Source organism: Microbacterium sp. NPDC058389 (genome assembly GCF_042722305.1).
Lineage (GTDB): Bacteria > Actinomycetota > Actinomycetes > Actinomycetales > Microbacteriaceae > Microbacterium.
The window spans coordinates 101243-127837 of sequence record NZ_JBHXJQ010000003.1; the positions used below are offsets into that span (position 1 = coordinate 101243).

20 protein-coding genes are annotated in these 26595 nt (G+C 69.3%); 13 read left to right on the plus strand and 7 right to left on the minus strand.

Going from position 1 to position 26595, the window contains the following annotated elements:
• Nucleotides 1-127: 127 nt before the first annotated feature.
• On the plus strand, nucleotides 128-538 hold the full coding sequence (locus tag ACFWJ8_RS05700) for an MmcQ/YjbR family DNA-binding protein (protein ID WP_378809757.1): 411 nt from the start codon (nucleotides 128-130) through the stop codon (nucleotides 536-538).
• A 7-nt stretch (nucleotides 539-545) separates the two neighbouring features.
• Here ACFWJ8_RS05700 and ACFWJ8_RS05705 read toward each other — a convergent pair whose 3' ends face one another.
• From ACFWJ8_RS05705 to ACFWJ8_RS05715, 3 genes are all read right to left on the minus strand, one after another.
• Nucleotides 546-1934 carry a DUF2252 domain-containing protein gene (locus ACFWJ8_RS05705; protein ID WP_378809759.1) on the minus strand — a complete coding sequence of 463 codons (1389 nt, stop codon included), beginning with the start codon at nucleotides 1932-1934 and terminating at the stop codon, nucleotides 546-548.
• 92 nt (nucleotides 1935-2026) lie between these two features.
• The gene (locus ACFWJ8_RS05710) at nucleotides 2027-3529 is read right to left on the minus strand and encodes an arylsulfatase (RefSeq protein ID WP_378809760.1); all 1503 of its coding nucleotides are present in this window, start codon (nucleotides 3527-3529) and stop codon (nucleotides 2027-2029) included.
• 148 nt (nucleotides 3530-3677) lie between these two features.
• On the minus strand, nucleotides 3678-6002 hold the full coding sequence (locus ACFWJ8_RS05715; protein ID WP_378809761.1) for an arylsulfatase: 2325 nt from the start codon (nucleotides 6000-6002) through the stop codon (nucleotides 3678-3680).
• Between the two features lie 180 nt (nucleotides 6003-6182).
• On the opposite strand from ACFWJ8_RS05715, the gene ACFWJ8_RS05720 reads away from it, so the two are divergent.
• Together ACFWJ8_RS05720 and ACFWJ8_RS05725 are read left to right on the plus strand one after the other, a co-directional pair.
• A complete protein-coding gene (locus ACFWJ8_RS05720) occupies nucleotides 6183-6854 on the plus strand; it encodes a GAP family protein (protein ID WP_378809763.1) in 672 nt (223 codons plus the stop codon).
• 18 nt (nucleotides 6855-6872) lie between these two features.
• Nucleotides 6873-7787: a formylglycine-generating enzyme family protein gene (locus tag ACFWJ8_RS05725; protein WP_378809764.1), complete on the plus strand. Its 915-nt coding sequence runs from the start codon at nucleotides 6873-6875 to the stop codon at nucleotides 7785-7787.
• A gap of 19 nt (nucleotides 7788-7806) precedes the next feature.
• On the opposite strand, the gene ACFWJ8_RS05730 is transcribed toward ACFWJ8_RS05725, so the two are convergent.
• The 3 genes from ACFWJ8_RS05730 to ACFWJ8_RS05740 are packed head-to-tail and all read right to left on the minus strand — an operon-like array spanning nucleotide 7807 to nucleotide 12730.
• Nucleotides 7807-8730 (minus strand): HAD family hydrolase, encoded by a 924-nt coding sequence (locus ACFWJ8_RS05730; protein WP_378809765.1) that lies wholly within the window; start codon nucleotides 8728-8730, stop codon nucleotides 7807-7809.
• 44 nt (nucleotides 8731-8774) lie between these two features.
• A complete protein-coding gene (locus tag ACFWJ8_RS05735) occupies nucleotides 8775-10133 on the minus strand; it encodes a DUF2252 domain-containing protein (RefSeq protein ID WP_378809767.1) in 1359 nt (452 codons plus the stop codon).
• Nucleotides 10134-10174: 41 nt separating this feature from the next.
• Entirely contained in the window at nucleotides 10175-12730 is a 2556-nt protein-coding gene (locus tag ACFWJ8_RS05740) for a LuxR C-terminal-related transcriptional regulator (protein ID WP_378809768.1), read from the minus strand.
• Between the two features lie 172 nt (nucleotides 12731-12902).
• Between ACFWJ8_RS05740 and ACFWJ8_RS05745 the strand changes: the two genes are divergently transcribed.
• The 5 genes from ACFWJ8_RS05745 to ACFWJ8_RS05765 all read left to right on the plus strand — a co-directional run bounded on the left by ACFWJ8_RS05745 (nucleotide 12903) and on the right by ACFWJ8_RS05765 (nucleotide 16929).
• Nucleotides 12903-13139 carry a hypothetical protein gene (locus tag ACFWJ8_RS05745; RefSeq protein WP_378809770.1) on the plus strand — a complete coding sequence of 79 codons (237 nt, stop codon included), beginning with the start codon at nucleotides 12903-12905 and terminating at the stop codon, nucleotides 13137-13139.
• Between the two features lie 72 nt (nucleotides 13140-13211).
• On the plus strand, nucleotides 13212-13598 hold the full coding sequence (locus tag ACFWJ8_RS05750) for an SHOCT domain-containing protein (protein WP_378809772.1): 387 nt from the start codon (nucleotides 13212-13214) through the stop codon (nucleotides 13596-13598).
• Between the two features lie 23 nt (nucleotides 13599-13621).
• Nucleotides 13622-14026 carry a hypothetical protein gene (locus ACFWJ8_RS05755; RefSeq protein WP_378809773.1) on the plus strand — a complete coding sequence of 135 codons (405 nt, stop codon included), beginning with the start codon at nucleotides 13622-13624 and terminating at the stop codon, nucleotides 14024-14026.
• Between the two features lie 86 nt (nucleotides 14027-14112).
• Nucleotides 14113-15549: an SLC13 family permease gene (locus tag ACFWJ8_RS05760; RefSeq protein WP_378809775.1), complete on the plus strand. Its 1437-nt coding sequence runs from the start codon at nucleotides 14113-14115 to the stop codon at nucleotides 15547-15549.
• Between the two features lie 33 nt (nucleotides 15550-15582).
• Nucleotides 15583-16929, plus strand: coding sequence for a M20/M25/M40 family metallo-hydrolase (locus ACFWJ8_RS05765; RefSeq protein ID WP_378809777.1), 1347 nt, complete (start codon nucleotides 15583-15585; stop codon nucleotides 16927-16929).
• Between the two features lie 3 nt (nucleotides 16930-16932).
• Here the strand turns inward: ACFWJ8_RS05765 and ACFWJ8_RS05770 are convergent, their stop codons facing one another.
• The gene (locus ACFWJ8_RS05770; RefSeq protein ID WP_378809778.1) at nucleotides 16933-18510 is read right to left on the minus strand and encodes an MFS transporter; all 1578 of its coding nucleotides are present in this window, start codon (nucleotides 18508-18510) and stop codon (nucleotides 16933-16935) included.
• A gap of 75 nt (nucleotides 18511-18585) precedes the next feature.
• Between ACFWJ8_RS05770 and ACFWJ8_RS05775 the strand changes: the two genes are divergently transcribed.
• From ACFWJ8_RS05775 to ACFWJ8_RS05795, 5 genes are all read left to right on the plus strand, one after another.
• Entirely contained in the window at nucleotides 18586-19683 is a 1098-nt protein-coding gene (locus ACFWJ8_RS05775) for a hypothetical protein (RefSeq protein WP_378809780.1), read from the plus strand.
• Nucleotides 19680-20837: an AI-2E family transporter gene (locus ACFWJ8_RS05780; protein WP_378809781.1), complete on the plus strand. Its 1158-nt coding sequence runs from the start codon at nucleotides 19680-19682 to the stop codon at nucleotides 20835-20837. The genes ACFWJ8_RS05775 and ACFWJ8_RS05780 overlap by 4 nt, the downstream gene beginning before the upstream one ends.
• Nucleotides 20838-20862: 25 nt before the next feature.
• A complete protein-coding gene (locus ACFWJ8_RS05785) occupies nucleotides 20863-23577 on the plus strand; it encodes a cation-translocating P-type ATPase (protein WP_378809782.1) in 2715 nt (904 codons plus the stop codon).
• Nucleotides 23574-24086, plus strand: a complete 513-nt coding sequence (locus ACFWJ8_RS05790; protein WP_378809784.1) for a hypothetical protein — start codon at nucleotides 23574-23576, stop codon at nucleotides 24084-24086. Before ACFWJ8_RS05785 ends, ACFWJ8_RS05790 begins: the two co-directional genes overlap by 4 nt.
• A gap of 111 nt (nucleotides 24087-24197) precedes the next feature.
• A complete protein-coding gene (locus ACFWJ8_RS05795) occupies nucleotides 24198-26540 on the plus strand; it encodes an arylsulfatase (protein ID WP_378809785.1) in 2343 nt (780 codons plus the stop codon).
• Nucleotides 26541-26595 lie beyond the last annotated feature (55 nt).

The window sequence follows — 26595 nt, forward strand, 5'->3', positions numbered from 1 at the left end:
GTGCTCCTCTTGCGCTGCGGCGGAGGTCCGCGCAGCGCCACGCAGTCGGGCGGCCGTGGGATCAGTACACCACACCGCCGTACCGGGGTCACGTGACGCGGCGCCGCAACCGGCGCATGATGGGGGCATGGCGACCCTCGACGACGTGCGTGCCATCGCTCTCGCCCTCCCCGGGGTGGTGGAGCGCCTCGACGGACAGCGCGGCGGCGTCTCGTGGCGGACCCCGTCGGGCGGCTTCGTGTGGGAGCGCGGGCCGAGCGGCCACGACCTGCAGCAGCTCGACGCCCTCGGCCGCGAGTGGCCGGACGCCGTCGTGGTCGGCGTCCGCACCGACGGTGAGCAGGCGAAGCTGGCCCTCATCGAGACGTACCCCGACGCGTTCTTCACGATCCCGCACTTCGACGGCTATCCGGCGGTGCTCGTCCGGCTCGACACGATCGACCGCGACCTCCTGCGCGAGGTCGTGACCGACGCGTGGCTGCTCAAGGTGACGAAACGAGTGGCGGACGCGTGGCTGGCCGAGCACCCGCCCGCCTAGACCGCCGTCACAGGCCGCGATGCGCGCGGAACAGCTCCCAGTCCGCGCGCGAGAGATCGGCGTAGGCGTACGCCCACTCCAGGAGTGCCTCACCCGCCGCGCGTCCGCTGCCGACGTAGCCCGACACCGTCGCCGCCAGCGGGGACTGCCCGTGCGCGCGGGCGAGCGTCGCGGCGCACGCCTCGGCGTACCAGCGGAACGCGGCATCCTCCAGCGTGTCGATCTCGAAGCCGCCCTTCATGTCGTGGAACTGCCGCACGTAGTACGAGCGGATGCCGCCCGCCCTCCGCTGCTCGTTCACATGCCCGAGGAACGGGTCCGACACCGCCTGCAGCACGCGTTGCATCGCGACGACGCGGGCGCCGTCCGCGAACGCGTCGATGTACCGCTGGACGGCACGGGGCTGGCGCACCGCACCGTGGTCGGCGAGCACGCTGCGGCCGGCCTCCTTCGCCTGCAGCACGATGACGTGGCCGTCGGCATCCTGCAGGGCGATGAGATAGCAGCGGGTGCCGACGCTGCCGACGCCGACGACGCGCCGCACGACGTCGACGACGGCGTACTGCGAGAGCAGCAGACGGATGTCGATGTTCGCGGTGCGCAGGTAGTCGTCGTAGACGTGCTCCACGCGCTCGACGAGTTCGCGGGCGACGTGCGTCATCGTCGGCGGTGCTTCGACGAACCGGATGCGATCATCGGCGCTGCGCTCCGTGAGGCGTCGCGCCGCCCGTGCGCCGGTGCGCTTGGTGGCGTCCTTGACCGCCGCGCGGATCGCCTTGGCCGTCGTCGAGTCCACTGCGGCCTCGGCGGCGCGGGCGTCGAAGTGGTCGTAGTACCGCTCGAGCGGGCTGCGCGTGACCCCGGCGCGCAGCGAGCGCGCGTACGTCCGCACGGCGGCGAGTGCGGCATCCCGCACCACCGCCTCGTCGCGGGAACCGGCCTGCCCGGCGATGACGATGCTCGTCACGAGGCGCTTGACGTCCCAGTCCCACGGCGCCCATGCCGACTCGTCGAAGTCGTTCAGATCGAACACGAGGGTGCGCTGCGGCGAGGCGTAGAGCCCGAAGTTCGACACGTGCGCGTCGCCGCACGAACCCACGATGAGGTCGGTGCCGGGGCCGCTCGCGAGGTCGGCCGCCATGAGCGCGGCCGTTCCGCGGTAGAACGCGAACGGGCTCTCGGCCATGCGTGCCGCACGCAGCGGCACGAGGTCGCGCACGCGCGAGGCGTCCTGTGCGTCGAGGATGCCCAGCGGATCCCGCGCACCCGCAGGTGGCCCGGCCAGCATGCGCCGGGGCAGCCTCTCGCGCAGGCGCTCACCGCGAGCGAACTGCGCCTTCACCGGCTCGAGGGCGATCCAGTCCTCACGCAGCGACTCGCCGCCCCCGTTCCCCATGGCGACAGTGTGGCACGGGATGCCGCCCCGAAAACGCCGATCGGCGCCGGGCCCTCGCGGGCCCGACGCCGATCGATGGCGCGGGCGTCGTTTCAGGACGCGCCGCTGGCACCTTCCTGCAGCCTGGCCATCACCTGTTCCATGTTGAAGGTGGCCGGCTTCTGCCGCGGCGGGAACTCGCCGAAGCTCTGGAGCATCTCGGCGACGTATGCCTGCGCCGGCACGAACAGGAAGATGTGGTCGAGCACCCAGTCCCAGTACGTGTTCGAGGTGATGTCCGCCCGCTCGAACGGGTCAGTGCGCAGATTGAACAGCTTGGGGAACCGCAGCTCCGTGTACGGCTCCTGCCAGACCCGCAGGGTACCGGTCGCGCGCTGCTCGAGGAACACGAACTTCCAGTTGTCGTAGCGCAGCGCCGTGAGGTCGCCGTCGTCCGAGGCGTAGAAGAAGAAGTTGCGCGGACTCTCGTCGACTTCGCCGGTTATGTAGTCCAGCTGATTGTGCCCGTCCAGGTGCACCTTGAACTCGGTGCCGTTGAGCTCGACGCCGGCGAGGAGCTGATCGGCGATGTCGGGGTTCCCCACCGCGGCGAGCAGCGTCACGAACCAGTCGTTGTGGCTCACGATCCCGTTGAGCGTCGTCCCGGCCGGGATCCTTCCCGGCCAGCGCACGAGGCACGGCACGCGGTAGGCGCCCTCCCAGTTCGAGTTCTTCTCGTTGCGGAACGGCGTCATGCCCGCGTCCGGCCAGCTGTTCATGTGCGGGCCGTTGTCGGTGGAGTACATCACGATCGTGTTGTCGGCGATGCCCAGCGCCTCGAGCTCGTCGAGCAGGTCGCCGACGATGTCATCGTGGTAGAGCATCGTGTCGTGGTACGGGGACTGCCAGCGCCCCGAGCGCCCGAGATCCTGTTCGCGGGTGTGCGTGCGGAAGTGCATGTGCGTCGAGTTGAACCACAGGAAGAACGGGGTCTCGGTCTCGTTCTGGCGCCGCATGAAGTCGACGGCGGCGTCGCGGAACTCCTCGTCACAGGTCTCCATGCGCTTCTTCGTCAGCGGGCCGGTGTCTTCGATGCGCTGCGTGCCGTCATCGTTCGCCCAGGTGTGCAGCACCCCGCGCGGCCCGAAGCGCTTGCGGAAGTTCGGGAAGTCCGCCTCGGTCGGGTAGTCCGGCAGCTCGGGCTCCTCTTCGGCATTCAGGTGGTACAGGTTGCCGAAGAATTCGTCGAATCCGTGCGCCGTCGGCAGGAACTCGTCGCGATCGCCGAAGTGGTTCTTGCCGAACTGGCCGGTCGCGTACCCCTGCTGCTTGAGAGCGGTGGCGATGGTGGGATCCTCGGCGCGCAGGCCGAGATCCGCACCCGGCAGGCCGACCTTCGTGAGCCCCGTGCGATACGGATTCTGGCCCGTGATGAACGCGGCGCGACCCGCCGTGCAGCTCTGCTCGCCGTAGTAGTCGGTGAACTTCACGCCCTCATTCGCGATGCGGTCGATGTTCGGCGTGCGGTAGCCCATCACCCCGTCCGAGTAGGCGCTCAGGTTCGTGATCCCGATGTCGTCTCCCCAGATGATGAGGATGTTCGGCTTGTCAGGCATGGGGGCTCCTCGCTCGCGATGACGGGCGATCGACGGTGACGCCCCGGACAAGATCAAAGCACGACGTGCGGTCCGCCTGCCACCGTTCCGGGAACAGCGAGAGGCCGGATGCCGCGCTCCGCAGCATCCGGCCTCTCACAGTTCCCGGCTACTCCCGCGCGAGGGCGGCGAGAGCCTCGAGCTCGAGGTCGAGGTACTGCTCCTCGCTGACGTCGACGCCCACGCCCAGCAGCTTGCCGCCGGAGAACGGGAAGCTGCCGGAGTACTGGCCGCTGACCGAGTCGCCGCTGTCGAAGCCGACGCACAGGCCGTCGCCGGCGAGCGTGAACTTGCCGATCTGCGCGCGCATCGGGCCCTCCGCGACGACCTGGTCGTCGACATAGAGCTTCGCGGTGCCCAGCGACTCGCCGTGCTCGCCGGCGCTCTCGCGGATGAACTCCACGCCGAGCGCGTGCTTGCCCGGCGTCAGCTCGCCGGACGTGAACGTCTGCTCCGGCGGGATGCCGAGGAAGTTGTACACGTAGGTGAGCTTGTTGTCCTTGATGAACAGCGCGTGCCCGCCGAAGCGCGACCCGTGCGCGAACAGCACGCCCTCGGCGCCCTCATCGAGGATCACGTCGGCGATGATCTTGTACGACCTGCCCCGCACGTTGACCGCGACGGACTCGGCGACCGCCGTGGTGTCGGGGTAGTAGATGTACCGGGTGCGCGGCGGTTCGGACTGTGGACGCTCGATCGTGAGCTGGTCGCGGGCGGAACGGTCGTCGAGCGGCAGCACGAAGTTCTTGTCGGCCTCCTCGAACCACGCGGCGATGAGCTCCTGGAGCTTCTCGGGGTGCTCGGCGGCGAGGTCCTTCGACTCCGAGCGGTCGACGTCGACGTGGTACAGCTCCCAGCGGTCCTCGTCGAAGCGGCCGTGACCGGTGAGCGGCGCGTGGATGGCGGCGGCCTTCCAGCCGTCCTTCCAGACGCCGCGCGTGCCGAGCATGGCGTAGTACTGCACCTTCTTGGCGGTGGGGCCGTCGGGCGCCGCGTCGAACGAGTACTTCATCGACACGCCGTCCAGCGGGCGCTGCTCGACACCGCGGAACACCGCGGGCATCTCGATGCCGATGACGTCGAGCACCGTCGCGACGATGTCGGTCGAGTGGTGGTACTGATGGCGGATCTCACCCTTGGCCGTGATGCCGGCCGGCCAGTGGATCACCATCGGGTCGCACGTGCCGCCCGAGAACTGCGAGTAGCGCTTGAACATCTGGAACGGGGTCGAGAACGCCGTCGCCCACCCTGTCGGGTAGTGGTTGTACGTCTCGGGACCGCCCAGCACGCCGATCTTGTCGAGGTTCTCCTTCAGGTCGTCGGGGAACCCGTTGAAGAACTTGTTCTCGTTGACCGAGCCGTCGGGCGACCCCTCACCCGACGCGCCGTTGTCGGCGCAGTAGAAGATGAGCGTGTTGTCGAGCTGCCCCGAGTCCTCGAGGTAGTCGATGATGCGGCCGATCTGCACGTCGGTGTACTCGCTGAAGCCCGCGAACACCTCGGCCATGCGGCTGAACAGGCGCTTCTCGTCGTCCGACAGCGTGTCCCACGGCTTGACGTAGTCCGCGGCGTTGGCCTGGTCCTCGGGCATCGGGTTGATCGGGGTCAGCGCGGTGCCCTGGGGAACGATGCCGCGCTCGACCATGCGGGCGAGCACCCACTCCCGGTAGGCGTCGTAGCCGTCGTCGAACGCGCCCTTGTACTTGTCGATGTACTCCTTCGGCGCGTGGTGCGGGGCGTGGTTGGCGCCGGGGCAGAACCACGTGTACCAGGGCTTGGAAGGGTTCGAGGCGTTCTGGTCGCGGATCAGCCGGATCGTCTGGTCGGCGAGGTCCTTGGAGAGGTGGTAGCCCTCCTCCGGCGAGTACGGCGGCTCGATGAAGTGGTTGTCCTCGGCGAGGTCGGGGTACCAGTTGTTGGTCTCGCCGCCGATGAAGCCGTAGAAGCGGTCGAAGCCCATCGCGAGCGGCCATTGCTCCTTGCTTCCGCCGGTGGAGACGTCCTCTTCGGGCACGTTGTGGTTCTTGCCCACCCAGAACGTCGAGTAGCCGTTCTTCTGCAGCGCCTGGCCGATCGTGGCGCACGACTCCGGGATGTGACCCGACAGCCCCGGGAACCCGTTCGTGCCCTCCATGATGTTGCCCATGCCGTTGACGTGGTGGTTGCGGCCGGTGAGGAATGTCGAACGCGTCGGAGAGCACAGCGCCGTGGTGTGCCACTGGGTGTAGGTGAGGCCGTTCTTCGCCAGCCGGTCGAGCGTGGGCATGTTGATGCGGCCGCCGTACGGCGACCATGACGCCATGCCGGTGTCGTCGTACAGGATCACCAGCACGTTCGGCGCACCGGCCGGTGCCTTCGGGCGTTCGTACGGGGCCCAGTCTGCGACCGAATCGCGGACGTCGAGCTTGATGGTCCCCTTGAACTCTGCGGCCATGTTCTCTCCTACTTCGTTCCCGGCGCGCCGTGCGAGGGTGCGGCGCCATCCCGACGCTATCCGGTCCGCAAGAACGGTGAAAGGAACGACGCGAGAACCGGATGCATCGACGTATCGCATCGATGGGACGCTACGGTGAGTCCGACAGCCGGTCCGCACCATCCCCCAGGAGGCACGCCCATGGGCGCCGTCATCGGTGACATCCTTCCGCTCGCCCTCGGTGTGGCGATCAGTCCGATCCCGATCATCGCGGCGATCCTCATGCTGCTCTCGCCGAAGGCGCGGGTCACGAGCGTCGGGTTCCTGCTGGGCTGGGTGCTCGGCATCGTCGTCGCGGTGACCGTGTTCACGCTGCTGTCCTCGATCCTTCCCGACCAGGACCCGGATGCCTCCAAGCCGATCCAGGGCGTGATCCAGCTCATCCTCGGGGTGCTGCTGCTCCTGCTCGCGGTGTCGCAGTGGCGCAAGCGGCCGAAGGCCGGGGAGGAGCCGGTGATGCCCAAGTGGATGCAGGCGATCGACAAGATCACCTTCCCCGTCGCGTTCGGCCTCGGCTTCCTGCTGTCGGCGGTCAACCCCAAGAACCTCCTCATGGCCGCCGGTGCCGGCGTCGACATCGGCTCGGCGGGACTGGACACGGGGTCGATCGTGCTCGTGATCGCGATCTTCACGCTGCTGGCGGCATCCACCGTCCTCGTCCCCGTCGTGGGGTACCTCATCGCCGCCGACAGGCTGCGGGGAACGCTGGACGCGCTGCGCGTGTGGCTCGCGAAGGAGAACGCGATCATCATGGCCGTGCTGCTGCTGGTGATCGGCGTCTCGCTCATCGGCAAGGGCATCGGCAGCTTCTAGCCCGGCTACGGTAGGCGGGTGACGTCAGCGATCCACGACCAGGTGCTGCTCCCCGGTGGCACGTTCACGATGGGCTCGGACGAGTTCTATCCCGACGAGCAGCCGGTCCACGAACGAGAGGTCGCGCCGTTCCGCATCGACCGCTGCGCCGTCACCAACGAGCAGTACGCCGCCTTCGTCGACGACACCGGCTACGTCACCGTCGCCGAGCGGGAGCTCGACCCGGCGAACTTCCCCGGTGCCGACCCCGCCGACCTCGTCCCGGGAGCCATGGTGTTCACCCCGACGCGGGGGCCGGTCGACCTGCGCGACTGGCGCAACTGGTGGCGGTGGCAGCCGGGCGCGCACTGGCGCCGCCCGTTCGGACCGGAGTCGTCGATCGACGAGCGGCTGCGGCATCCCGTCGTCCACATCGCGTTCGAGGACGCCCAGGCCTACGCCGACTGGGCCGGGCTGCGCCTGCCCACCGAGGCCGAGCACGAGTACGCCGCGCGCGGCGGGCTCGAGGGCAGGCGGTTCGCGTGGGGCGACGAGCCCTACCCGGACGGGGTCGCACAGGCGAACTCGTGGCTCGGCCGCTTCCCGTACGACAACCAGGGGGTGGGGGATGCCGCCCCCGTCGGCTCGTACCCTCCCAACGGCTTCGGGCTGTACGACATGACCGGCAACGTGTGGGAGTGGACCACCGACTTCTACACGCCGCGGCACCTGCGGTTGTCGGACAAGCCCGTCGACGCCGGCAAGCGCGCGAACCTGCTGGCCGCTGCGAGCGCGCAGGACGGCTTCCCGTCGATCCCGCGCCGCGTGCTCAAGGGCGGCTCGCACCTGTGCTCGCCCGACTACTGCCTGCGCTTCCGTCCCGCGGCGCGCTCGCCGCAGGCGGAGGACACCGGCATGTCGCACATCGGGTTCCGACTGGTCGGCGAGGCCTGAGCGGCCCGCCATCGCGGGCTCACGCCGTCGGGAACACCTGCTCCCAGTCGTCGCGGACGCTGACGACCGTCACGCCGTCGGCGGTGAGCGCCTGCTCGGCGCCCTTGTCGTAGGGGGTGTCGCCGCGGCCGGTGTCGTCGTCGTGATGCACGAGCAGCGCGAGGCTGCGCGGGCTGCCCTGCGCGAAGCGCAGCATCGGCAGGTCGCCGTTGGAGTTGCCGGCGGCGAGGATCGGGCGGCGGCCGGTGCGCATCCAGATGCGCACCGGCTTCTCGGGGCCGTCGTCGAAGAACGCCAGCTGGGGGGCGTAGCGCACGGCGTTCGCGTCGGCGTCGTAGGTGAGGCCCATGCCGGTGCCGACCACCCGCTCGGCGGGGATGCCGTAGTTGGCCTCGGTCATCGGGCGCATGAAGTCGCGCTCGCCGCCCGACACGATGTAGGTCGTGAACCCGTTCGCCTCGAGGAAGCGGATCAGCTCCACCATCGGCTGATATACAGCCTGCGCGTACGGGGTTCCGAGGGTCAGGTGGCGCGCGTCGCGATAGAACTCGGCGACGGATGCCGCGTACTCGTCGACCGTCATGCCACCCGACGTGCCCGCCACGGCGCCGATGAGGACGCCCAGGTCGGAGTCGTCGCCGGCATAGTGCTTGTCGACGGCGTTCGCGAGCCACGACAGATCGCCGGTCGCGGCCGCCTGGTACGGCTGCTTCTCGGCGAGCGACGGTTCGGCGGCCGCGGCCGCCTTCCACTGCTGCAGCAGATAGTGAAGCTGGGTCACCAGCGGCTTCTCGGTCCACAGCGTGCCGTCGTTGTCGAACACGGCGACGCGGGCCTCCGGTGCGACGAAGTCCGGTCCGCTCTCATCGGTCACCGCGGTGACGAACTCCAGGATGGCGGTGCGGGTCGCGGTGTCGCGCCACGAGGGCAGGGAGTCGCTCATGGACGCGACTCTAGCGGGGCTCGGCCACGCAGCGCCGGGAAGCCTCAGTTCGCGGCGACGAAGGCCTCGTAGTCTGCGCGCGACAGGTCCGCATAGGCCCGAGCCCACTGCAGGATGGCCTCTGCCACAACGCGCCCGTTGCCGATGTAGCCCGCCAGCTGTGTCACCGTCTCGGACTGCGCGTGCGCGCGAGCCAGTGTGACCGCACAGGCCTGTGTGTACGTGCCGAACGGCACGTCCTCGAGCGTCTCGGCCGCGACGCCGCCCTTCATGTCGCGGAACTGGCGCACGTAGAAGTCGCGGCCCTCGGGCCCCCGGGCGTGACCGAGGAACGGGTCCGAGAACGCCTGCAGGGTCTTCTGCAGTGCGACCACGCGGGCCCCCTGGCCCTGTTCGGCGATGTACTGGTCCGCCTTGACCGGCTGCTCGATGCCGCCGTACTCCGCGAGCACGCTGCGGCCCGCTTCTTTGATCTGCAGCAGCAGGGGGCGTCCGTCGCCGTCCTGGAAGACGGCGATCCAGCAGCGTGTGCCGACGCTTCCGACCCCGACGACGCGCCGTGCGATGTCGGCGAAGACATAGTCGTGCAGCAGCACGCGGACGCTGATGTCCGCGCTGGCGAGGTACGTCTCGATGTAACCCTGCAGACGGTTCGCGAATTCGGATTCGACGTGGGTCATGGTCGGGGGCTCGTCGACGAAACGGCGCCGCCCGTCTTCGTCCAGCTGCGTCAGCTTGCGCGCCGCCTTGTCGCCGGTGCGCTTCTTCGCCTCGCGGATCGCGACTCGCATCGCGCGCCGGGACTGCGGGTCCATGACCGCGAGCGCCGCATCCAGGTCGGAATGCCGGTAGAACCGCTCGAGAGGCGACGCCCCGACCAACGAGTGGATCGCGCGCGCATAGGCGTAGACGGCGGCGCGGACCGCGGCATCCACCACCGCGTCGTCGCGCGAAGTGGCTTGACCGGCGATGACGACGCTGGCGATCAGGCGCTTGAGATCCCACTCCCAGGGCGCCCACGCGGCCTCGTCGAAGTCGTTGAGGTCGAACACCAGGGTGCGCTGCGGAGAGGCGTAGAAGCCGAAGTTGGCGACGTGCGCGTCGCCGCACGAAGCGACGAGGATGCCGCTGTGCGGATCGCGCGCGAGGTCGGCCGCCTGCAGTGCGGCGGTGGCCCGGTAGAAGGCGAACGGGTTCGCCGACATCCGCTCGGTGCGCAGCGGGACGAGCTCCGGCACGCGTGTCCGGTTCTGGGCGGCCAGGATCGACAGCGGGTCGCGCCCGGTCGTCGTCAGAGCCGAGAGCGAGCGGCGCGGCGTCTGTTTCCGGGCCGCGAGCCCGTGTTCGAGGTGCTCGGGTGTGCTCGTGGGAGCTGCCCATCCGTCGTCGAGGATCGTGCTCACGCGTACATCATGGCGCTCCGGCCGCGCCGTCGACAGTCCCCTCAGCCCGCGTGTCGATCGCCGCGGACGTCGAACAGCCCCAGCTCGGTGGCCCGTTCGATCGCGCCGTCGCGGGACGCGACGCCGAGCTTGCGGTAGATGTGGGCGAGATGGGTCTTGATCGTGTTCGTCGACAGGAAGCAGCGCTCGGCGATGTCGGCGATCGTGTATCGGGTGGGCAGGTAGCCGATCAGCTCGAGCTCGCGGGGGGTCAGTTCGTCGGCCAGGCGCTCGCCGCGAGGCACGGCCGCGCCGCGCAGACGTTCGGCGACGAACCGGCCGAACTCGGATCGTCCCGTGGGCACCTCGTCGATGAGCTCGAGGAGCACGGGGCCCACCCGCAGGAACGGCTGCGCGAGGCGTTCGTCCTGCGCCCGCGTCAGGGCGGTCTCCAGGTGCTCGCGCGCCTGCACGCGGCGTCCCTCGGCGATGCACAGCCACGCCGTGAGTGCCTCGACCTCGATCTCGGCCATCGGTCGAGGCTGACGCCCCGCGGCCACCAGTTCTGCGAGCCGCTCGCGGGCCGAGACCTGGCGCCCCGAGGCCACGAGTCCTGCGATCTCTTCGAAGGCGAGGGCGGACCACGCCGAGGCCGGCGGAGGCGCAGCGGAGGGCATCCCTCTCAGTCGTGACTCGCGGAGCGCGATCGCGGCGAGCGCGTCGCGGACGAGGGGCGGCGGAGTGCCGAGCGAGTCGAGGTTCGCGAACTCCTGCTGCGGAGCGATCAGCCGTGACGCGAGGTGCGCGAGCCATAGCAGCTGCGTCCGGTTGTTGGCCGCTGCGCCGGCGATGGCCGTCATGAGCGGCGCTGCGCCTTCGTGCGGCTCGCCGCGCTGGATCGCGACGAGCGCTCGGGCGAGGTGCGCGTCCGCGGGGGCGGGGCGGCCGTGCACACCGATCTGCTGTGCCAGATCCAGGGCCTCGCCCGCGTGATCGGACGCGCGGCGGAGCAGCCCTGAGAGCGCCTCCGCGACTGCGAGCGAACCGAGGGTGTGGACCCGGTACGGCGCGAAGGCGAGGTCGGCACGTGCGAGAGCCGCGCCGATCTCTTCGCGCGCTTCGTCGACGCGCCCGAGCAGCAGCAGCGCGCGGCCCATAGCGACCCGGGTCACGAGCAGCAGCAGGCGGCGCGACGTCAGCCCGACCAGGTCCGGCAGCTCGGCCTCGGGGTGGGATTCGAGCAGCGCCGTCGCCTCGGCGGCGAGTTCCTGGAACGTCTCGGGGTTCGGGCTGTACTGCACCTGGGCCGCCAGATAGCTCAGCGCGATCTGACGGCGGCCAGTCGTCATGCCGCGCGCGACCACGAGCCGCTGCAGCGCGCCGGCAGCAGGGATCACGCGACCGCTCATGGTGTCCGCGATCGCCAGCAGCAGCTCGGCATCGTGTCGCGTGGTGCGGACGTCGACCGGGACGAGCGACAGCCAGCGGGCGATCCGTGTGGTCCCGACATCCTCGTCCGGATCGGGGCGACGGCGAAGGATCAGGTCCATCGCGCGATCCCACAGGCGTGCCCGCAGCAGGTACTCGATGGCCGTGTCGGTGTCGCCGGAGGCGAGGAACCAGCCCGCCGCGGCATCCAGCACCTGCTCCTCCGCCGCCGCGTCCGTGGCGCGGAGCCGGTAGATCAGGAGATCGCGGAAGAGCCGGTGGAAACGGAACCAGCCGGTGTGTCCGGGAGTGCGGACGATGAACAGTGAGTCGCGCTCGAGGCGGGCGAGGAACTCGTCGCCGCCGCCCGGCAGCACCGCCACCGCCTCGCCGAGCCCCACACACACCTCGTCGAGGAGCGCGAGGCGCATGAGCGCGTCGCGGCGCTCGGGCCTCAGCACGTCGAGCACCTCGGCGCTGAGGTAGTCCATGACCCGTTCGTCAGGATCGGTGAGCTGGTCGACGACGCGGTCGGGATCGGCGGCGAAGCGCAGCCGCAGTGCCGTGAGCTGCACGCCGGCGGCCCAACCCTCGGTGAGTGCCGTGACGGCGGTCACCGTCGCCGGCTCGAGGTCTCGGCCGGCGATCGCCGCGAGGACCCTGCCCGTGGTCTCGTCGTCGAACGCCAGCTCGCGCTGGCGGATCTCGACGAGGCCGTGCTCCAGCCGATGCCGGTTCCATCCCAGGTTCAGGTCCACCCGGGACGAGAAGACCGCGTGCGCGTTCGGGGGGAGGAGATCCACGAGCCGCCACAGGTCGGTGAGGATCGCGGTCTTGGCCAGATGGTCCAGGTCGTCGAACACCAGGACGATCTCGCCGACCCCGGCCAGACCCGCCGCGAGCCCCTCGAGGAACGGCGCCCCGAGCCGGGCCCGCGCCATGATCGGAGGAGGCTCAGGAGGCGTGAAGCCCGGGGCGACGGCTGCGATGCCCTCGCACAGGCGCCGGGCGAACACGCCCACCGTGCGGTCGGCCGCGGAGAGGTCGAACCACGCCACGGAGATATCGGGCCGGCCCTGCGCCCACTGCGTCACGAGCACCGTCTTGCCGGCACCGGCAGGCGCCACCACGAGCGCCAGCGGCGACTCGAGCGCGGCGTCCAGCTGGTGCCGCAGCGCGGGCCTGTCCACGGCATGCGGTGGTGTCCTGCGAGGTTCGACTACTGGCATCCCTTCCCCCAAGGAAAGACGCACGTGGTATCTGGCCAAATCATCCCACAGGGGTGACGTCGCGACGACACGCGTGTTGCAGAGTGTCGCGTGCGGCAGCGAACAGCCCGACCGGTCGTGAGGAGGGATCACGATGAACGATCAGATCGTCGAGATCGTCGTCGGCGGCCGCCTGAACCCGGATCTGCTGGTGGCGCTGGAGGGCTTCACCGTGACGAGCGACGGGCCGCGACGCACCAAGGTCATCGGTCCCGTGCCTGATCAGGCCCGACTTTTCGGCCTGCTCGCGATGTTCGACGGGCTGCACATCAGCGTGATCTCGGTGAACCCCATCGAGGATGAGGATTCTCACCCTCACCGGGTGACGTGACGCCCGCGGGCTCGCTCGTAGCCTTTCGCCAGATGGCGGGCGTGGGGTCTGCCGCAGACGATTGGATCGGCTATGGATCTGTGGGGCTGGGTCGCCTGGTTCTTCTGGTTCTTCGTGTTCTTCGCATACCTGATGGTCCTGTTCTCGATCATCGGCGACCTCTTCCGCGATGATTCGGTGAACGGGTGGCTCAAGGCGGTGTGGATCATCTTCCTGATCTTCGTGCCGTTCCTGACCGCGCTCGTCTACCTCATCGCGCGGGGGTCCGGCATGCAGAAGCGCTCGATCGAGCAGGCGCAGGCGATGCGCGCGCAGCAGGATCAGTACATCAGGGCGACGGCCGGATCCGGCTCGGCGTCAGCGGCGGACGAGATCGGCAAGGCGAAGGGCCTGCTTGACTCGGGCGCCATCTCGCAGGCGGAGTACGACGCCCTCAAGTCCAAGGCCCTCGGGGCCTGACGCGGGCACGAGAGGAGTAACGGATGAGTACAGCAACCGATCGCACGGGCTGGGCGGGCTGGGGCGTCTTCGCCGCAGTGATCCTGATCGTCAGCGGTGTGTTCAGCGGACTGCAGGGGCTCGTGGCCCTCATCGGACCCGACGCCTACTTCGCCGTCGTCAACGGCTCCCTCTTCCTGTTCGACGTGCAGGGCTGGGGGTGGTGGAGCCTCATCATCGGTGTGCTGCTGCTCCTGACCGGCCTTGCGCTGCTCGCCGGGCAGACGTGGGCGCGGGTGGTGGCGATCATCCTCGCCGTGCTCAGCGCGGTCGGCCAGCTCATGCTGATCTCGGTGCAGCCCTGGTGGGCGCTGGCCATCATCGCGGTCGACGTGCTGGTGATCTACGCGCTCACGGTGCATGGCCGTGAGCTCAAAGCTGAGGCATAGTCTGAAGTGAAGGATGCCCGGGGCTCGCCGCCCCGGGCATCGACACGGCGCGGCTCGACGCCCGCCCTGCTGCGAAGGAGCGGAAGATGGAAACCCTTCTCGTCATCCTGCAGGCCTGCGTCGTCCTCGGCGCGATCATGCTCGGCGTCCGCACGGGCGGACTCGGGCTGGGCCTGTGGGGCGTCGTCGGCACGACGATCCTGGTGTTCGTCTTCCGGCTCGAACCGGGCTCGCCGCCGATCGACGCCTTCTTCATCATCATCGCGGTCATCACCGCATCGTCCGCCATGCAGGCGGCCGGCGGCATCGACTACCTCGTCGCGATCGCGTCCAAGATCATCCAGCGCAATCCCAAGCGCCTGACCTACGTCGCGCCCCTCGTGGCGTTCGTGTTCACGGTGCTGTCGGGCACCTCGAACATCTTCTTCGCACTGATCCCCGTCATCTACGAGACCGCGTACCGCAACGGGCAGCGCCCCGAGCGCTCCCTGGCCGCCTCGACCGTGACCTCGGGCCTCGGCATCACCGCGAGCCCGGTCTCCGCCGCGATGGCGGCGTACCTCGTGCTGATGGCCGGCACAGGGTACGAACTGCCCCAGATCCTCCTCATCACGATCCCGGCCGCGATCGTCGCGTGCATCGCCACGTCGTTCGTGCAGCAGCGCATCGGCAAGGACATCCTCGACGACCCCGAGTTCCTCAAGCGGGTGGCGGACGGCCGCGTCGAGATGTCGCCGGCGCTCCAGGCCCGGTACGACGCGAAGATGGCGGGAACGGCCGGTGGGGGTGCAGCGGACGCCCCGAGCCGGCCGCGCACGCGGACCGCCGAGAAGGCGGCATCCGCTCCCATCGAGCACACGGTCCCGCCGGGCGGCAAGACCGCGGCCCTCATCTTCATCTCGGGCACGCTGCTGGTCGTGCTGCTGGGACTGTTCCCGTCGCTGCGGCCGGCGTTCCCGGACGCGGACGGCGAGCTCGTCCCGATCGGCATGGCCACCGTCATCGAGATGGTGATGTTCACGGCCGCCCTCGTCATCATCCTGGTGCGCCGCGTCAAGCCGAGCGCGGTCGTCGAGCAGCCGCTGCTCAAGGCCGGCTACGTCGCCGCCGTCGCACTGTTCGGCATCGCGTGGATGGCCGACACCTTCATCGCGGCCAACCAGGAGACGATCATCGAGCCGCTCGGCAAGCTCATCGTCGCGAACCCGCTGCTGCTGGCTGTGGCGCTGTTCCTCGTGGCGGGTCTGACGACCAGCCAGTCGGCCACGACGAACACCCTGATCCCCATCGCGCTGGCGGCGGGCCTCGCCCCCGGAGTGATCACGGCCATGTGGCCCTCGCTCATCGGCGTGTGGCTGTTCCCCGCGAACGGTTCGCAGATCGCGGCGGTCGAGACGGATGCCACCGGCTCGACGAAGCTCACCCAGATCCCCGTCTGGCACTCGTTCACCATCCCGATGCTCGTCTCGTGGGTGGCCGTCGTGGGGTCGGGTCTGCTCATCCAACTGGTCATCCCGGCCTGAGCGCCGGGGCCGCACGGGAGAAGAGGAAGAACCATGTCCGATCGCGCGTCCGCCGTCCAGGAGCTCATGCCGGATGTCCTCGACAGGCTGCGGGAACTCGTGCGGATCCCGTCCGTCGCGTTCCCCGGCTTCGACGCCGAACCGGTCCATCGCATGGGCGAGGCCGTCGTCGAGCTCTTCGAGGCCGCCGGGGCCACCGAGGTCGCGCTGGTCGACGTGCCGGGCGGGTACCCGTGCATCTACGCAGACCTCCCCGGTCCCGAGGGGTCGCCGACCGTCCTGCTGTACGCGCACTACGACGTCCAGCCCGCACCCGCGAGCCAGGGGTGGTCGACCGCGCCGTTCGAGCCGGTCACCGGTGACGACGGGCGCATCTACGGCCGCGGCGCCGCCGACGACAAGTCGGGGCTCGTGATCCACTACGGGACGCTCCGGCTGCTCGGTCCCGACCGGCCCTGCCGCATCAAGCTGCTCGTCGAGGGCGAGGAGGAGACGATCTCCCACCTGGAGGACTTCGTCGAGGCCAACCCCGAGAAGTTCGCGGCGGACGCCTTCGTGATCGCCGACATCGGCGGGCAGGTCGTCGGGCGGCCCGGCCTGACCACGGCGCTGCGCGGCGATGTGGCGTGCACCGTCACGGTGCGCACGCTGTCGTTCCCTGTGCACTCCGGGCTCTTCGGCGGCGCGGCGCCGGACGCCTTGACGGCGATGATCCGCATCCTCGACACGCTGCACGACGAGGCCGGCGACACCGTGATCCCCGGCGTCGACACGTCGACGTGGGACGGCGCCGCGATGGAGGAGGACGTGTATCGCGACGGCTCCGCGATCCTCCCCGGCGTCGACTATCTGGGCACCGGGTCGCTGTCGGACCGGATCTGGGCGAAGCCGTCGGTCACGGTGCTCGGCATGGACCTGCCGAGTGTGGCCGAGGCGTCGAACGTCCTGCTGCCCGAGGTCACGGCGAAGCTGTCGATGCGCATCGTGCCGGGCTCCGACGCCGATGCGCAGCTGGAGGCGCTCATGGCGCACCTGCGGTCGCAGCGGCCCTGGAACTGCGAAGTCGAGGTGGCGAAGGTGAAGACCGGTCACGCGTTCGCGGTCGACGAGACCCATCCGGCGATCGTGGCGGCCAAGGATGCGCTCGCCCAGGCGTACGGCGCCGAGGTGGAGTCGATCGGGAGCGGGGCGTCGATCCCGCTCGTGGCGTCGCTCAAGAAGATCGCGCCCGACGCCGCCATCATCCTGTGGGGCGCCGAGGACACCGCGAAGGCCCGCATCCATGCGTCCGACGAGTCGGTCGACCCCGCCGAGATCGCCCGCATGATCGCGGCTCAGGTCGCCTTCATCGAGGAGGTCGCCGCGACCGCGAGGGCGTGACGCTCAGCCGACCACGCTCTCGTGCCCGCTGGAGGGCGCCGGGTCGGGGAGGCGACGCATCCGCAGCGCGTTGAGGGCGCCGGCTCCGGCGGCGAGGATCGGCACGAACAGGGCGACCTGGAGGGCGAACGGGCCGGCCTCGTCGTTGATGCGGACGATCTCGTCGGCGGTCGCGGGCGGTTCGTCGGCGAGCATCTCCTGCAGGCCGGTGTTCGACATGAGCTCCGCGTCCTCCTCGAGCACCGCCGACACCTGCGACTTCTCGTCGTCGGTGAGGACGGTGCTGGATGCCGTCAGGCTCGCGAAGCTGCTCGCGAGGGCCGCCAGGAGGATCGCGCCGGCGAAGGCGAGGCCGAACGAGAGGCCGAACGAGCCCGCGGCCGAGTTGACGCCGGCGGCCTCGCTGACCCGCTCCTCCGCGATCGGCGACAGCGTGTAGTTGTTGAGCTGCGAGACCAGCATGCCGAGCCCGGAGCCCACCACGATGAGCGGGATCGCGAGGTACCAGCCGCTGGTGGCGATCGGCACGAGCGGCACCAGGACGACGAGCCCCACCAGCGCGAGCAGGAAGCCCCACAGGATGATCGTGGCGGGCCGCCGCTTGATGCCCCGCCCGGCCAGCAGCGCGATGACGAACATGCTCAGCGAGAGCGGCGCGATCGACAGGCCCGCGAGGAACGCGTCGTACTCCAGCACCATCTGGAGGTACAGGGGGAGCACGATCATCGTGCCGCCGAGCGTGATCTGCTGCAGCAGCTGGCCCGTCGCCCCCGTGCGGAACGGCTTCGAGCTGAACAGGGCGGGGTCCAGCAGCGTGGCCCGGCCGCGGCGCTTGCGCCGGACGAGCCAGAACCCGAGGCCGATGAGGGCGATGATGCCGAGCGCGATCGTCGCGCCGACGTATCCGGCCCCCTCCTGCCACAGCAGGATGCCGAGCACGATGCCGCCCATGCCGACGACCGAGAGCACGGAGCCGAAGACGTCGACCGAGCGGTCGCCGGTGAACGGCACATCCTTCACCAGGCGCACGCCGATGAGCACGACCAGGATCGTCAGGGCCTCGAGGGCGAAGCCGACGCGCCACGACAGGAAGGTCGTGATGGCGCCGCCGAGGAGCGGACCGACGGCTGCCGCGATCGCCGCAGCCGCGCCGACCATGGCGTAGACGCGTGTGCGGTGGGCACCCTCGAAGTTGCCATGGATGAGCGACTGCATCGACGGCAGCAGCAGGGAGGCCCCGAGCCCGCCGATGATGGCCCAGAAGATGATGACGGCGGTCAGGCTCCACGCGAAGGTCATCGCGACGGCGCCGATCATGTAGCCGATGAGCCCGAAGACGTAGGCGCGCTTGCGCCCGATCAGGTCGCCGGTCTTGCCGCCGATCAGGATGAAGGCGGCCGACACCAGCGCTTCGAGCGCGATCGCCCCCTGCACGCCGCTCGCGGTGGCATCCAGGTCCCTCACGACCGCAGAGATCGAGACGTTCATCAGCGATGTGTCGACGACGAGGACGAACATCGCCATCGCCATGAGGATCGCGACGCGCGCGTTGAAGGAAGGTGCCTCGTTCCCGCTGCTCATGACGGAAGCGAACCACGCCGCGCGCCCGCGGGAATCACCCCCGCGGGGTGACGGCAGTCGGTACAGACTGACGCCATGAGCAGGATCACGTCGGATGCCGCACCGGACGCGGTCGCGCCCGAGCAGACTCCCCGCACGGAGCGGGAGTCGTTGTACCTGTCGCTCGGCGCGCAGGTCGTCGGCGCCGTGTACGGGTTCGTGCTCGCGCAGTTCGCCGCGGCGCTGTCGCTGACGGGCGACGACCCGTTCGCGATGTGGGCCGCCGCGGGCGCGGCGGTGGTCGCCGCCGTAGCCGCGACCGTCGGCTACTGGCGGTCGCGGTCGCAGCCCGAACAGGCGTGGCGGCGCGATCTGCCGTCGTGGCTGTTCACGGTCAACACGATCTCGGTGGTCGTGGTGCATGCGGCGCTCGCGTTCGTCGCCACGTATGCGCTGTACCGGCTGCTGGCCCTCGGCTTCATCGGCCTGCCGATCGTCACGTTCTGGGCCGTCGTGCTGATGGCCGTGACGCTGGGGCTGTCGACCTACTTCGTCTACCTGTCGTCCTCGAGCATCACGACGCAGCGACTGTCGACGCTGCTCATGGCGTTCATCTCGATCGGCACGCTGACCGCGACGATCACGACCCCCGACCCGCAGTGGTGGGAGGTGCATTTCAGCCAGCTGGGCACGTTCGACGACCTCTCGAGCTGGATCTTCAACGGCACCCTCATCGCGGGGGGCCTGCTCGTGACGACGTTCGCGGTGCACATCTCGCGCGACCTGAAGGCGCTCACCGGGAGCGGGACGCTGACAGGCCACGGCGTTGCGCGGTTCGTGAGCACGGCGTTCGTGATCATGGGCATCATGCTCGCCTTCGTCGGCATCGTGCCCGTCGACGTCAACCTGCTGGTGCACAACCTCTCGGCCTCGGGCATGGCGGTGGCCTACCTGGTGCTGCTGATCGCGGGCTACCGCGTGCTGAGGGGGATGCCGGGGGCCTACTTCGTCGCCGCGTCGGCGTTCCTGGCGGCCACGGCCGCGTCGATCGTGCTGTTCGCCGTCGGGTACTTCTCTCTCACGGCGTTCGAGATCATCGTCTTCGCCCTCATCTTCGGCTGGATCGCGGTGTTCATGCGATTCCTCGGCGTCGCAGGGCGCCGGGATGCCGCCGGCCCAGGAGGCACGCAATGACCGACCTGCCCCAACCGCAGCCCGACGCGCCGGTCGTCGCACCGGCACCGGACGCACCGCCGGTGCGCGTGCGCCACCGCGGTCCGCTGAACGTGCAGGCGCTGTTCCAGCGTCCCCTCGTCTCGGGGTTCCTCGCGACGATCGGCGTGCTGGGCGCGCTCCTGCTCGGCACGGCCTTCATGTCGATCGGCACGATCCTGCTGTACATCGTGCTCGCGATGTTCCTCGCACTCGGCCTCGACCCGATCGTGCGCATGCTCGAACGTCGCAAGCTCAAGCGGCCGATCGCCATCCTGATCGTGTTCGGGTGCTTCGCCGTGCTGTTCGTGCTGTTCCTCGTGTTCGTGCTGCCGCCGCTGCTCGCGCAGATCGGCCAGTTCATCAAGGCGATCCCGGAGGCCCTCGAAGAGGTGGATCAGACCTCGTGGTACGCGGCGCTCCCGGCCGACATGCAGTCGGCCATCGCCGGTGTGGTGCAGGGCCTCGCCGAGTGGGTCGCGAGCCCCTCGACCCACGCGGCGATCGGCGTCGGCATCGTGGCTGCCGGGGTCGGGTTCGTCGCCGCGATCTCGGCGAGCTTCATCGTCGTCGCGCTGACCCTCTACTTCCTGGCGTCGCTGGATGCCACCAAGCAGGCGTTCTACAAGCTGGCCCCGGCGCACAGCCGCCCCAAGCTCGAGGAGCTGACCGAGCGCATCACGGCGTCGGTCGGCAGCGCGCTGCTGGGCTCGGTGACCCTCTCGGCGCTGAACGCCGGCACCGTGTTCCTCCTGCACCTGGTGATCGGCCTGCCGTTCGCGGCGCTGATGGCCGTCATCGCCTTCGTCATCACGCTCATCCCGCTGTTCGGCTCGGTCATCTTCCTCGTGCTGGGCACGGCGGTCGCGCTGTTCTCCAGCCCGACCCAGGCCCTCATCTTCCTGATCTGCTACCTCGTCTACATCCAGATCGAGTCGTACGTCCTGAGCCCGCGGATCATGAACCGTGCGGTCTCGATCCCCGCCGCACTGGTGCTCATCGCGGCGATGGTCGGCGGCGCGCTGGGCGGGGTCATCGGAGTGCTGGTCGCCCTGCCGGTGACGGCATCCATCCTCCTCATCATCCGGGAGATCGTCGTTCCCCGGCAGGACCTCAAGATCACCCCGGAGGGGTGAACACCCCCTCGGTAGCGTCGGACACATGACCACCGCTACCGGAGGATCCACCGAAACGCCCTGGTTCGCCCAGGAAGCGGACGCCGTCGTCGCCGGCGTCACCACCGATCGGGATGCCGGCCTGACGGGTGCCGAGGCCGAGCGAAGGCTCGCCGAGCACGGGCCGAACGCGATCGCGTCGGAGCCCCCGCCCTCGGTGTGGCAGGTGGCGCTCCGGCAGCTCGCCGACCCGATGAACGTCATGCTCGTCGCGGTGGCGATCATCAGCCTGTTCATCAACCAGGTGAGCGTCGGCATCCTCGTGGGTGCCCTGGTGATCCTGAATGTCTTCCTGGGCACGCGGCAGGAGCTCAAGGCGAAGGCGTCCGTCGACGCCCTCGCCAAGATGCAGATCCCGAAGGCGAAGGTCATCCGCGACGGGGTGCTGCTGCAGGTCGATGCGACCTCGCTCGTGCCGGGCGACGTCATCACGCTCGAAGCAGGCGACATCGTGCCCGCCGACGGCAGGATCCTCCGCTCGGCGACGCTCGAGACGCAGGAGGCCGCGCTGACCGGCGAGAGCGCGCCCATCGCGAAGGACGCGGCCGTCATCCCCGACCCCGACACGACCCTCGGCGACCGGGCGAACATGGTGTTCCAGAACACCCAGGTGACGCGCGGCACGGCGACGGTCGTCGTCGTGGCGACCGGCATGGGCACCCAGATGGGGCAGATCGCGTCGATGCTGTCGGCGGTCAAGCCGTCGAAGTCGCCGCTGCAGCGCGAGCTCGACTCGCTGACGGGCGTCCTCGGCTGGATCGCCTGGGGCGCCGTCGCGATCATCATCATCACGGGACTCCTGCGCGGGCAGGAGATCACATCGGTGATCCTGCTCGGCATCTCGATGGCGATCTCGGCGATCCCGACCGGCATGCCCTCGTTCGTGCAGGCGATGCTCTCGTACGGGTCGCGGCAGCTGGCCGAGCACAAGGCCGTCGTGAAGAACCTCACCGACGTCGAGACGCTGGGCGCCACGAGCGCCATCAACTCCGACAAGACCGGCACGCTCACGATGAACGAGATGACGGTGGAGTCGCTGTACTACGCCGGCGAGTGGTTCACCGTCAGCGGCACCGGCTATGAGAAGACGGGCGACATCCGCCACGCCGCGGGGTTGCCGGTCCCGGACTTCACCCAGCTCGCGCTGGCGCTCACGCTCTGCAGCGACGCGACCGTCTCGGACGACGGCGACGTGATCGGCGACCCGACCGAGGCCGCCCTGGTCGTCCTGGCCGCGAAGATGGGGGCGGATGCCGCCCTCACACGCGTCCAGTACCCCCGGGCCGCGGAGGTGCCGTTCGACTCGGCCTACAAGTTCATGGCGACGTTCCACGAGCGTGCCGCCGCCGCCGGCGGCACCGAGCTCGTGGAACTCGTCAAGGGCGGTCCGGACGTCGTGCTCGAGCGCTGCTCGTCCGTGCTCACCGTCGACGGCGTCGCCCCGATCGAAGAGAAGCGGCAGGCGATCCTCGACGCGAACCGGCAGCTCTCCGAGCGGGGTCTGCGCGTCCTCGCTTTCGCGGTCCGGCGTCTCGCGCCGGGGACGCCGACTCCCGCCGACCCCATGGCGGAGGTGAAAGACCTCAGCCTCGCGGGGCTCGTGGGCATCATCGACCCGTTGCGGCCGTCGTCGAAGGAGGCGGTGCGGATCGCCCGCGAGGCCGGCATCGAGGTCCGCATGATCACGGGTGACCACGCCATCACCGCCGCGGCGATCGGCGCGCAGCTCGGCCTCGGCGACGGAGCCGCCAGCGGTGCCGAGATCCAGGCGATGTCGGACGAGGAGCTCAAGGCGAAGCTCCCGCACCTGCACGTGTTCGGGCGCGTCACGCCGGAGGACAAGCTGCGGCTCGCGCGCCTCATGCAGGAGGACGGCGCCGTCGTGGCCATGACCGGTGACGCCGTCAACGACGCGGCCGCCCTCAAGCAGGCCGACATCGGCGTCGCGATGGGCTCCGGCAGCGACGTGACGAAGCAGGCCGGCAAGATGATCCTCGTCGACGACAACTTCGGCACCCTCGTCACCGCGGTGCGGCTCGGGCGTGCGATCTACGACAAGATCGTCAGCTACGTGCGGTTCCAGATGTCGCAGCTGTTCTCGCTCGTGCTGCTGTTCCTCGTCGCGAGCCTCTTCAACATCAACGACGGCGTCCCGCTCACGCCGATCATGGTGCTGTTCCTGAACTTCTTCATCGCGATCTTCCCCGTCATCGTGATCCTGCTCGATCCCGCGCCCGAGGGCATCATGCAGAAGCCCCCGCGTGACCCGAAGAAGACGATCGCGAACGGCGGCGCGGTGGTGCTGTGGTTCATCTACGGCGGACTCATCTTCATCACGACGCTCATCCCGCTGCTGATCTACCCCGACCAGCTCAGTTCGACGGTGCCCAACGCGCCCGTGACGATGGCCTTCGTGGTCGCCGCCCTCGGGTCGATCTTCGGCGGACTGGTGATGCGCCGCGACCCCGAGTCGGGGCTCACGCCGCCGATCCTGGTCGCCGTGAAGTGGCTGGCGATCCCGCTGGCGCTGACGGTCGCCGCGGTGGAGATCGGCTTCCTGCAGCGCCTGGTCGGCACGACGTCGCTGACCGGCACGGAGTGGCTCATCTGCCTCGGGCTGTCGCTGCTGGTGCCGGTGTTCATCGAGCTCGAGAAGCTCCTTCGACGCTCGCGGCACCGCCGGCGGGCCGAGGCATCGTGACGGGCGCGGACGGCGGCCTGGACGAGTCCTCGCCGTCCGTACTGCCGATCCTGATGACGGAGGAGGCGATCTACGGCCTCATCCTGGTGTCGGGCATGATCGTCGTCGCCGGCAAAGGAGCGTCGCTCGCCGTGCTCGTCACGGTGGTCGTCACGGTGCTCGTGTTCTACGCCGCGCACGTGTACGCCGGTGCCGTGGCGCGACTGGCCGAGTCGGGCGGCAAGGCGTCGCCCGCGGCGAGTCTCGCTTTCGCCGCGCGGGAGTCCTCAGGGCTCCTCGTGGCGAGCGTCGTCCCCGTCGTCATCCTCCTTCTCGGCACGTCGCACGTGATCCCTGACGTCGTCGCGAACTGGGCCGCACTCATCGTGAACACGATCATGCTCGCCGTCCTCGGCTGGATCGCCGTCGGGCGCTGGCGGCCGAGGTTCGCAGCCCGGCTGCTCGGCGCGCTCATCGCGGGTTCGTTCGGGGTGATCCTCATCCTGCTGAAGGCGTTCGTCACCCACTGAGGGGCCGGCTGCGAATCGGCCAGGCATCCTTCCTTCGCCGCGGGGCACCCAATAGGGTCCACAGTGGGGGCACTCGGGCGCCCCCTCGACGTGTGAACGAAGGAGAACTCCGTGCCTCGCGATTTCCAGGGGAAGATCGAACTCGACGTCCGCGACTCGGTGGCGGACTGGGACGCGTTCCTCCCGTCCCAGCCGCCGAAGGACGCGCCGAACGTGCTGGTCGTCCTCTACGACGACACCGGCATGGCGGCATGGTCGCCGTACGGCGGCCGCATCAGCATGCCGACGATGGACCGACTGGCCAAGGACGGCCTGACGTATACGCAGTGGCACACGACGGCGCTGTGCTCGCCGACGCGGTCGACGTTCCTGACGGGCCGCAACCACCATCTCAACGGCTTCGCGACGATCTCGGAGTCCTCGACCGGCTTTCCGGGCTACAACTCCCACATCCCCGACTCGAACGTCACGATGGCACACCTGCTGCGCGACGCGGGATGGTCGACGTTCTGGGTCGGCAAGAACCACAACGTGCCGATCGACGAGTGGACCGCGGGTGCATCCAAGAAGCACTGGCCGCTCGCGCAGGGCTACGACCGCTTCTACGGCTTCATCGGAGGCGAGACGAACAACTGGTACCCGTCGCTGGCCGAGGACAACCACTACATCGATCAGCCCTACCTGCCCGAGGACGGCTACCACCTGTCGAAGGATCTCGCCGACCAGGCGCTGAAGATGATCCGCGACGTCAAGCAGACCGAGCCGGACAAGCCCTGGTACCTGTGGTTCTGCCCGGGTGCGAACCACGCCCCGCACCACGCGCCCGAGGAGTACATCGCCAAGTACAAGGGCAAGTTCGACGACGGCTACGAGGCGTACCGAGACTGGGTGCTCGAGCGCATGAAGGAGAAGGGCATCGTCCCGCAGGACACCGAGCTGACGCCGCTGAACCCGATGCCCGACGGGACCTACTCGCAGACTGACGAGGTGCTGCCGTGGGACTCGCTCGAGCCCGAGGAGAAGGCCATGTTCAGCCGCATGGCCGAGGTGTACGCCGGATTCAGCGAGTACACCGACGCGCAGGTCGGTCGCATCATCGACTACCTGGAGGAGTCCGGCCAACTCGACAACACGCTCGTCATCTACTGCGCCGACAACGGGGCGTCCGGTGAGGGCAGCCCTTACGGATCCGTCAACGAGGGCAAGATCTTCGGCGGCTACCCCGACGACGAGCAGCAGAACCTGACGATGGTCGACAAGCTCGGTTCGCCCGACACCTACAACCATTACCCGACCGGGTGGGCGGCCGCGTTCTCGACGCCGTACAAGATGTTCAAGCGCTACACGTACCAGGGCGGTGTGGCGGATCCGATGGTGATCCACTGGCCGGCGGGGTTCGGCGCCAAGGGCGAGATCCGCCACCAGTACCACCACTCCACCGACATCGTGCCAACCATCCTCGAGGCGTGCGGTGTCGCGTTCCCCGGGACCTACAACGGGGTCGAGCAGACACCGTTGTCGGGCGTGTCGATGGTCCCCTCGTTCACACAGGCCCCGGACGGGCCGACGAACAAGCAGACGCAGTACTACGAGATGTTCGGTCAGCGCGGCATCTGGCACGAGGGCTGGAAGGCCGTCACCGTCCACGGCCCCGTGAGTGGCAAGGGCGACTTCCCGAACGACGTGTGGGAGTTGTACCACACGGACGTCGACCGGGCCGAGGCGCACGACCTCGCCGCCGACCACCCCGACAAGCTCGAAGAGCTCAAGGCGCTGTGGCTCCAGGAGGCGAAGGCCAACCTCGTGCTGCCGCTGAACGACTTGCAGATCATCGGCAACCCGAAGGACTTCGAGACGTTCGTCAAGATGGAGTTCCACCAGCCGGCACCGCCGTCGGGGCAGTTCGTCTACTACCCCGGCACCAGCGAAGTGCCCGAGCGGTCGGCGGCGAACGTCCACGGCGTGTCGTACAAGATCGCCGCCGAGGTGGAGTTCACGCCCGACACCGAAGGTGTGATCTTCGCCCACGGCTCGCGGTTCGGCGGGCACGCCCTCGTCGTGAAGGACGGCCAGGTGCATTACGTGTACAACTTCCTCGGCATCCCGCCGGAGGACCGCGTCTCGGCACCGGTCCCGACGTCGGGCAAGCACATCATCGGCGTCGAGTTCGTCAAGGAGGGCATGGGCGAGTACCGCGAGGGCACCGGCCCGGTGAGGCTCTACATCGACGACCAGCAGGTCGGCGAGAAGCAGATCCGGACGGTCCTGGGCCACTTCTCGCTCTGCGGCGAGGGACTCACGATCGGCCGCGACAGCGCCGACCCGGTGTCGTCGCTGTACGGCTACGGGTTCGACTTCACCGGCGGCGAGATCTCGAAGGTCGTCTTCGACATCGCCGACGACGCGTACCTCGACCTCGAAGCGCACCTGGCCGCGGCCTACGCCCGCGACTGACGCGCGAACAGTGAGAGGGGGTGGATGGGGGGGGGGGCGGGCGCCCCCCCCCCGC